The 6895-nt window shown below is 62.0% G+C and carries 9 protein-coding genes; 5 read left to right on the top strand and 4 right to left on the bottom strand.

Annotation, left to right across the window (positions count from 1 at the left end; all coding sequences use genetic code 11):
* Positions 1-888: 888 nt before the first annotated feature.
* The 3 genes from MFF22_RS24465 (at position 889) to MFF22_RS24735 (ending at position 1831) form a co-directional block, all read left to right on the top strand.
* Positions 889-1131 (top strand): hypothetical protein, encoded by a 243-nt coding sequence (locus MFF22_RS24465; protein WP_238253368.1) that lies wholly within the window; start codon positions 889-891, stop codon positions 1129-1131.
* Between the two features lie 169 nt (positions 1132-1300).
* Positions 1301-1522 carry a hypothetical protein gene (locus MFF22_RS24470; RefSeq protein WP_238253370.1) on the top strand — a complete coding sequence of 74 codons (222 nt, stop codon included), beginning with the start codon at positions 1301-1303 and terminating at the stop codon, positions 1520-1522.
* Between the two features lie 177 nt (positions 1523-1699).
* Positions 1700-1831: a hypothetical protein gene (locus MFF22_RS24735; protein WP_283206213.1), complete on the top strand. Its 132-nt coding sequence runs from the start codon at positions 1700-1702 to the stop codon at positions 1829-1831.
* Positions 1832-2391: 560 nt separating this feature from the next.
* On the opposite strand, the gene MFF22_RS24475 is transcribed toward MFF22_RS24735, so the two are convergent.
* The 3 genes from MFF22_RS24475 to MFF22_RS24740 form a co-directional block, all read right to left on the bottom strand.
* Positions 2392-2913, bottom strand: a complete 522-nt coding sequence (locus MFF22_RS24475) for a GlcG/HbpS family heme-binding protein (protein WP_238253372.1) — start codon at positions 2911-2913, stop codon at positions 2392-2394.
* 388 nt (positions 2914-3301) lie between these two features.
* The gene (locus MFF22_RS24480) at positions 3302-3844 is read right to left on the bottom strand and encodes a cupin domain-containing protein (protein ID WP_238253374.1); all 543 of its coding nucleotides are present in this window, start codon (positions 3842-3844) and stop codon (positions 3302-3304) included.
* Between the two features lie 109 nt (positions 3845-3953).
* Entirely contained in the window at positions 3954-4076 is a 123-nt protein-coding gene (locus tag MFF22_RS24740) for a hypothetical protein (RefSeq protein WP_283206214.1), read from the bottom strand.
* A 405-nt stretch (positions 4077-4481) separates the two neighbouring features.
* On the opposite strand from MFF22_RS24740, the gene MFF22_RS24485 reads away from it, so the two are divergent.
* Both MFF22_RS24485 and MFF22_RS24490 read left to right on the top strand, forming a co-directional pair.
* Complete coding sequence (locus MFF22_RS24485; RefSeq protein WP_238253375.1) at positions 4482-4637, top strand: hypothetical protein; 156 nt, start codon at positions 4482-4484, stop codon at positions 4635-4637.
* A 526-nt stretch (positions 4638-5163) separates the two neighbouring features.
* Complete coding sequence (locus MFF22_RS24490; protein ID WP_238253377.1) at positions 5164-5532, top strand: hypothetical protein; 369 nt, start codon at positions 5164-5166, stop codon at positions 5530-5532.
* A gap of 520 nt (positions 5533-6052) precedes the next feature.
* Here the strand turns inward: MFF22_RS24490 and MFF22_RS24495 are convergent.
* The gene (locus MFF22_RS24495) at positions 6053-6556 is read right to left on the bottom strand and encodes a lipocalin-like domain-containing protein (RefSeq protein ID WP_238253379.1); all 504 of its coding nucleotides are present in this window, start codon (positions 6554-6556) and stop codon (positions 6053-6055) included.
* Positions 6557-6895: the final 339 nt, after the last annotated feature.

Genomic DNA, 6895 nt, shown 5'->3' on the forward strand with positions numbered 1-6895 from the left:
TTCAACGCTGTTTGACAGCTTGACGGGCTTCTCGGGGCCCGGCGCCGCGTCGCCCAGGCCGCACCGGCACGGGCCCGCACGCTTGACGCCGTAGCAGCGCAGGTAGTGCCAGCGGCTCCCTCCCCATCTGGGGGAGGGGCCGCGCCCACGGCACGGCGCCCGGGCGTCGGATCCCGCCCGCGCTCGCCTGAAAGCATGGCGCGACGGCGCCGATGGGCCGCGGCCGGCTACCTGCCGCCCAAACTCGCCGCCGCCTTCACGGCCGGGGAACAGGCGGTCCTGGCGGTCGTGGGGCGTGAGGCGGCCCGGCGGGGCAAGTGCACGTTGGCAAAGGGCGCGATCGCCGCGCTCGCCGGCGTCTGCGAGTGCTTGGTGAAGCGAGCGCTGCGGCACGCAGCGTTGCTCGGGCTCATCACGATCGAGGTCCGGCGTCTGAGCTACTGGCGGAATGACACGAACATCGTGCGTGTGGCGAGCCGGGAATGGGGCGCATGGCTGCGCACACGATTGCCCCGTGACGTAGTGCCTGGGTTCGGGGGAGTGGGGGGATGTTTGGCGCCGGCACGTATTTCAGTTGAGGATAGACGGGAACGTAGACGCCGTTTCGAGCCGGTTCCTGGGCGCGTGGCATACCCGCCAAAGCGCGAAAACGGGCCGTCCGGGGCGACAGACGCCTAGGCCGGCCGCACGCTCACCTACAGGGGGCGAGCAGCCGACCTAGGCTATGGGGATTGCACAGACCAATCCGGGGCCGTCGAGGCCAGCGGGGAGGGCAGCTATGGCTGTCGGGGACCGGCTGACGACGCTACCGGCCAGGGACGAACTGCAACCTCGTGGAACAGTAGCGGCATCGGTCTGTTTCTGCCAGAAACTCGGGAGGAAACAGAAATGAAGCACATCATTGCTGGGGGGCTGCTCGCGTTCGGCTTTCTCGCCATTCCAAGCCAGCCGACCTTCGCGCAGACTATCGACATCGGGCCCGGTGGGGTTCGTGTTGATCCTCGGTCGCCGCGAGAGCGGGAACGCGACGAATTTAGAGGCGAAGAGCGGCGCGAAGAGTTCCGCGACGAACGGCGCGACGTGATCCGCCGTGAGAGGCGCCTCCGCCGTGACGACGATGACGACGACTAGGCCAAAGCAAAGGTAAGCCCTTGCTCCGGCGCTGACCTAGGCAATCACAGCACCGACTGACGAAGCGGATCCCGTGGCGATACCGGCACGGGTCATACGGCATTACCAACGCTAGCCCCGACGGTTTTTAAGCGCCGTCGCGCGCAGCTCTACTAAAGTCCGGTGGGCCATGGCATCTGACGAGCGCTTGGGAGAGCTAGAAGGTCGCACGAGCGCAATTGAGGTCGAAATCAAGCGTTTGCAGAATTCTCTTGCGCTAGCATCAGAGCAGATCAGATCTCTGCAAGTTGGGCGTACAGGCGACGCGCATATGGCAGTTATCGCCCTCGGCGTATTGGCCTTGGTTTCTCTCATCGAGGCCGCAGCCATCGGGCTGCTATGGCTGCGTTGAACGGTACAGGAAAGGTCCGAACACATCGCGGAGTGGGCGAGGCTCACCGACGAGAAGCGGAAGGCTCAATCGGCGCAACTTGCGCCGATTGAAAGCAAACGAGATGATGGCAAGGGCCACCGTCCCGAAAGCGGCATCCGCGCCACATCCCGCGACCTCAATCTCCCCCGCGATACCGTGGCCCGCGCGATCAAGATCGCCGGCATCGCCCCCGAGGCGAAGGAAGCCGAGCCGTTCGGGCGTGACCCGCAGACCTACATCAAGGCGGGGATCACCGCCTTGTGCGCGCGGTACGGGATCGCACGGTGATGGGCCCGGCAGGCGGCTTCCCGCGTCGATGGTCCCTGGCCGGTCTGAAGTTGTGGAGCAGAAAATTACGTAGCGGCGTTGATCTGCATCCGTGCCGCCCCGTGGCGGGGGCGCCGGTCAAAAGGAGGAAGCCATGGGACTGCTCGCCTTCATCCTTATCGGCGGCCTTTGGGTGGCAGCAATAGCGTGGCTCTGGCACCGCGAGGGCGGCCGAGTGAGCATAATCCTTCCGCGCGTCGGTCCGAACTAACGCGACGAGACCGAGGGCGCTCCCCGCTCTGTCGCCTTCGCCGGCCTCGCCTTTGCCATCCTGATCCCCGTTTTCCGCCGGTCGATCCGCAACCCGATGGCAGCGAGCTTCCCGCCGATCGCCGCCAGGGCTTCGCGCTCTTGGACGGCGAAGCGAAGGTCGAAAAAAAATCTTGTGGCTAGGGAAGTGGCGGGGTCCGAATTACCCTGGGCCGTTGGGGGCCCTCGGAAGGACCCGTGGGGACCCGGACCCCTCTTGCCCCCCAGATTGCCGCTGCCGCCGGGACGGCAGCGGACACCGGGGCAATGGCCTACGGAGCTTTCAACGCCTCAACCCCGACGCGGGCTACCTGGTCGTCTTGCGGCGGTAGCACGCCAGACACGCCGATTGCGCCGACAATCTTTCCATTGACCAGCAATGGATAGCCGCCCTCGTAGGCGCTGACGCCCGGAAGGGTTAGTATGCGCAAGCCGACACCGCCAGCTGCTACAGCATCTTGGAAAGCCTTTCCGGGACGCCGATAATTGATCGCCGTCACGGCCTTCTGCGTTGAGACCTCGATACTGCCGTACTGCGTATTGTCGAGCTTTTCGAGCAATACTAAGTGTCCCGTGCTATCGATCACAGAGATAGACACGGGCCAACCGTTTTTGGTGGCCTCCGCCTCGGCCCCGGCTATGACGCGGCGGGCTGTTTCGAGGTCAAGCGGTGGCCCATAAGGTGTCACAACTTGCTGTGCTGGTGCGACTGGGGTTGTTTGCTGCGCATGAGAAATATTTGTTATTCCTATAACGCATAGAGCAGCGAAAGCTGCAGTTATCTTGGTTTTCATGCGATATCCTCCAGCTGGCGGCTCTTCAAAGACCGCCTACCATCAGGATAAGAACACTGAATCTCGCCGAGTGCTATGCTTTTCGCCCATGCGATGACACGTCCAAATCATCCGGCATCACAAGATCGCCATTGCTTCAGGCTTTGGCTTCAGGGGCGGGGGGCTTGTAGCCCCGCCCCTCGCCTGCCGATGTGAGCCCTGTTGCTCGCGGCCCGCTAAGGGCGGGTCTATGTTCATCTTAGCCGGCCCTTCGGAATTGTGTGGTCGTCGAACGGCCTGCTGAGGGAGGCGACCTTCGCCGTAGCTTATCCTCCCGCAACTCTGGACGGCTTGGGGCCGCCGGGTCCCCTCCACCGCACGAGGAGCGGTCAGAGAGGGCGTGCGTCGGTCATACCCGCCGCCATCCGGGCTGTGTCGGATCGACGAGCTTGTAATTGACTGGCGCCATGCCGCAGATCGCGATGACCGCGGGCTCGGTCCCGCCCCGCATCACGCCGTCATAGTGCGAGGTCCCGGCCACACGACGGACGTAACTGCCCGCCTTCACGGGGACGCACGAAGCTGGGTCGAAGTCCGGCCCGGAGTTGCACCACCAAGTTCCCGACAAGACCATGCAGAGCCGGTCAGAGGTGTACGTGTGCGGCGCGCTCATATAGCCCGGCCACCATCTGATCAGGGTGAAGTAGAGCCCCGTTCCATTGATGTCCCCAGAGAGCGAACACCTATCGGAGCAATGGGCTGGGTAGCCTTTGGTCGGGATCCACTCCAGCTGGTCGGGCGAGCGGATGATCGTTTGCTCGGGGTTGAGGGGGCTGGCGGCGGCTGGACTGGAAAACAGCGCGCCGAGGCCGATCGGCATCGCCCCAATCAACGAGGCCGCGATAAGATCGCGGCGGTTGGTCGACAGGTCGGAACTCTCGCGGTCGTTCATGTGCGGGCTCCTGCCCTAATTTCCCAAGGGCGGTCGAAGGGCACTCGGGCAACTTGCCGCCCGACTTGCCGTTCCGGAAGCTCCGAGCCAGAGCTCACCAAGACAGTCGTCAGGCTCGATCCATGTCCATCTGCGGCCGGACCTTCGAGACGGTATGGCTCCCGAATAGGTCATCGAGGTCGGCGCGGACGGTCGTCTCCGCCAAAGCGCCCTCCAGCTTAATATGGAGCATGCCCCGCCCGCCCCCCGGCATCCGTATCTTCGGCCCCGTTCCGAGTGCGGCATCGCCGTAGACCGTACCTCACAACCCTCGTAGGGACCGGAGATGGACGTGCAATTAATTGCACCAGGTGGCGTTGTGAGGGGTACGAATGAGCAGTGCTCTGGGCAACTGCTTGCGACCCAAAACAGTCGCCGCGGCGACGGCGCGAGCAACCTGAAAGCGGCCAGTTGGATTGCGACGGTGGCGGGGAATGGGATGACCTCACCCCGCGGAAAAAACCGGTCACGGGAACTGCGTTCGGCTATCGTCAAAGGCCATTCTCAGATGGCCAAATTCGCACCTCGGTCTTCGAGTACCCATATCGGCTCTGTCCCTCCGCGCAGTCTGGTGCCGTGGGCTTCGACGGAGGCAGAAATGGCACGGGATTTTACGACCGGCAAAGCGCAGACGGTCACGACCCAGGACTTCAACGAGCAGGTGAAGCGCCTCTTCGCTGATAAGTCTGACCCACGAGCAGCCGAGCAGCGGACCAAAAATTTAAAGGGCAATACGCCGTTCCAAAAGGGGTGAGTATCAATCGATCTTTGACCGGATGAGTGGCCGGGCGGTGCATCATGCTCATGGATGTGCAGGTTCGCGTCATACCTCTCACGGTTGGTCATACCACCTCCCACATACTGGCTATGATTATCTTCAAGCCGAACCCTCACACTCTGCGTGTGACGCCCTCTGCGAAGGAGCCCGGCCGGTTTGACTGGTCGATCACGCGCGACGGCGTCATCGTACGCCAATCGGTTCGATCTTTTGGCTCGGAAGGCGCGTCGGAGGCGAATGGTGACGTAGCCTTTCGGGACATCACCGCGCGGTGGCATAACGCCCGCTGAGTTGCACCACCGGATTGTGCTTCTGTTGGGGCCCGTCCCGTGTTGCCCCTGTCATCACCGGGAGACGGTCTCGGTCTGAAATGGCAGTTGGGGGCGAGCCAGTGCCGATGGACCGCGACGCCTTGTCGAGACAGCTTCGGGTCTAAAGCCTCTGGCAGGCGTTGTCCTGAGCACCGGGGTGCATCCATCGCCGCCGGCGCAGGACAACCTTAATGAACGTAATCCAATGGCTGCTTGCGAAAATCTCTCAAATTCTTCTCGCCAGCAAAAATAAGCAGAGAATGGATAAAATGATAAGACAAAAGGAGTCTGGCGATTATGTTGGCGCAGCGTCAGAAAAGGCCAGGAATTTCGACGAAGATTATCGGTCGGCTACCTATATGCTTAAGCAGCGCATGAATAAGAAATTTCCTGACAATTACCACGCGCGATTGAGTTCTGGTGATAACAGTCCTTACGATCATGGAGAGGATCGCGCGCTTGCCGTCGATGCGGCATCGATCGCGATAGCCACGGCGCTTCGGAACGGAGCTTCGGTAAGACAGGCGGCGGAAGCTGGCGCAGTAAGTGTTGGTATCTGAGCCCGCTCACAACCCCCTCGACTACGATGCTCGCATGGCATCCGGAGGCCTTTGTGCATGCCGCAAGAACGTTAGAGGCTGTCCGCTGGAAGGCAAATTGCCGGCACGGTGCTGTCCGCTTCGCCACGTTCGACACTGAGAGCAGACCGGCCGAGATCCACCCACCCCGGTCATCCAGAGGCACATTCCAGCGGGCCGGAAGTGGCCGAAAGCGGAACGACTGCTTCGGAGCAGGGCTGCCGGAAAAGCGGACGGCCTAACACCGACCCAACCCAGCCGTCGGGATCGCCGTTTCCGGTTTTCTAAAGCAGTCGTTCGTCGACCAGCAAGCTTGGCTTGTGGCGGGAAGCGGTAGTTGGTCCGCCGTTCGGAAGCGGACGCGATCTCCCCTGCAGTCGGGCATGCGCATAATATGCGCCTACAGGTCCTCGTGCGACCGGACTGATCCCACACTCACGATCCGCACGGCCTGCTGTCGCAGGCAGGGCGAGCTTGGAAGGTGCACTGAGTAGAGGCCGAGTTACTCAACCCGTTCGAATGTGAGCGTCGCGACCATGTCTTGGCCCGTTCGCGAAAACTTGATTGGCGCCGTCTTGATGACCAGGGTTTTGCCATCGGTCTCGAAGAAACGGGTTTGGTTGCCACCAATCCATTCTGGCCGCCACGAACTCAGGATATGATGGATGACCTTATTTCCTTCGACAGTGTAGGTGCCGGCATAGGCACCGACGATGCTCTTGTGGAGCGCCGCTCGCTCCGCGTCGGTGTAGGTTGCCGCCACCGGCCTTGGGACATCGCCGCTCATGAGGAAGACAACCATATGGCCTCCCGGCGAGTACTCGATGTAGCCGGTTGGGCGGTCGCCGAAGGGACGGCTGACCTCCTTGGTATCAAGGAACTCCTGCGAGTAGCCAGTTAGCTGCCACGTCCCGACCACTGACGGGCTGTCCGCCGAGTGGGAAGGCGAGGCCATTGCGACCGCGCACAGCACGAGCCCGACAAATGCGACGCCGCTCCGTTTCACAAATCCCTCCCAGCTAAGCCTTCAAGGCCGCGCCGTTTCGCCTGCGGAATACAGTGTAGGGCCTTTATGTAAGTTGATACCACCCTGCCGAGATCTTTGAAAATGGAATGGCCGAGCTGGCACGGCCGGCTAGATTGGACACGCGCGAGCATTCGATTGCGGCGCTGGCGCTGCAGCCCGACTGATTATCTATATGGGTATAACCGTGAAATCGAAAGACGGACCTCATTGATCGCCTTAACAATATACGTCCGCTTATCGTGATTTAGGCCGGGAAGCAGACCATCTTCAAACCACCCCAAGCGGCTATCCCGCATCCGACCGAGGCCGTGTCAAAAC

Source organism: Methylobacterium persicinum (genome assembly GCF_022179525.1).
GTDB classification, from domain to species: Bacteria; Pseudomonadota; Alphaproteobacteria; order Rhizobiales; family Beijerinckiaceae; genus Methylobacterium; species Methylobacterium persicinum.

Bases quoted from the DNA above. Each gene is read 5' to 3' on its own strand.
- MFF22_RS24465 (WP_238253368.1), top strand. From the start codon at position 889: ATGAAGCACATCATTGCTGGGGGGCTGCTCGCGTTCGGCTTTCTCGCC.
- MFF22_RS24470 (WP_238253370.1), top strand. From the start codon at position 1,301: ATGGCATCTGACGAGCGCTTGGGAGAGCTAGAAGGTCGCACGAGCGCA.
- MFF22_RS24475 (WP_238253372.1), bottom strand. From the start codon at position 2,913: ATGAAAACCAAGATAACTGCAGCTTTCGCTGCTCTATGCGTTATAGGA.
- MFF22_RS24480 (WP_238253374.1), bottom strand. From the start codon at position 3,844: ATGAACGACCGCGAGAGTTCCGACCTGTCGACCAACCGCCGCGATCTT.
- MFF22_RS24740 (WP_283206214.1), bottom strand. From the start codon at position 4,076: ATGCTCCATATTAAGCTGGAGGGCGCTTTGGCGGAGACGACCGTCCGC.
- MFF22_RS24485 (WP_238253375.1), top strand. From the start codon at position 4,482: ATGGCACGGGATTTTACGACCGGCAAAGCGCAGACGGTCACGACCCAG.
- MFF22_RS24490 (WP_238253377.1), top strand. From the start codon at position 5,164: ATGAACGTAATCCAATGGCTGCTTGCGAAAATCTCTCAAATTCTTCTC.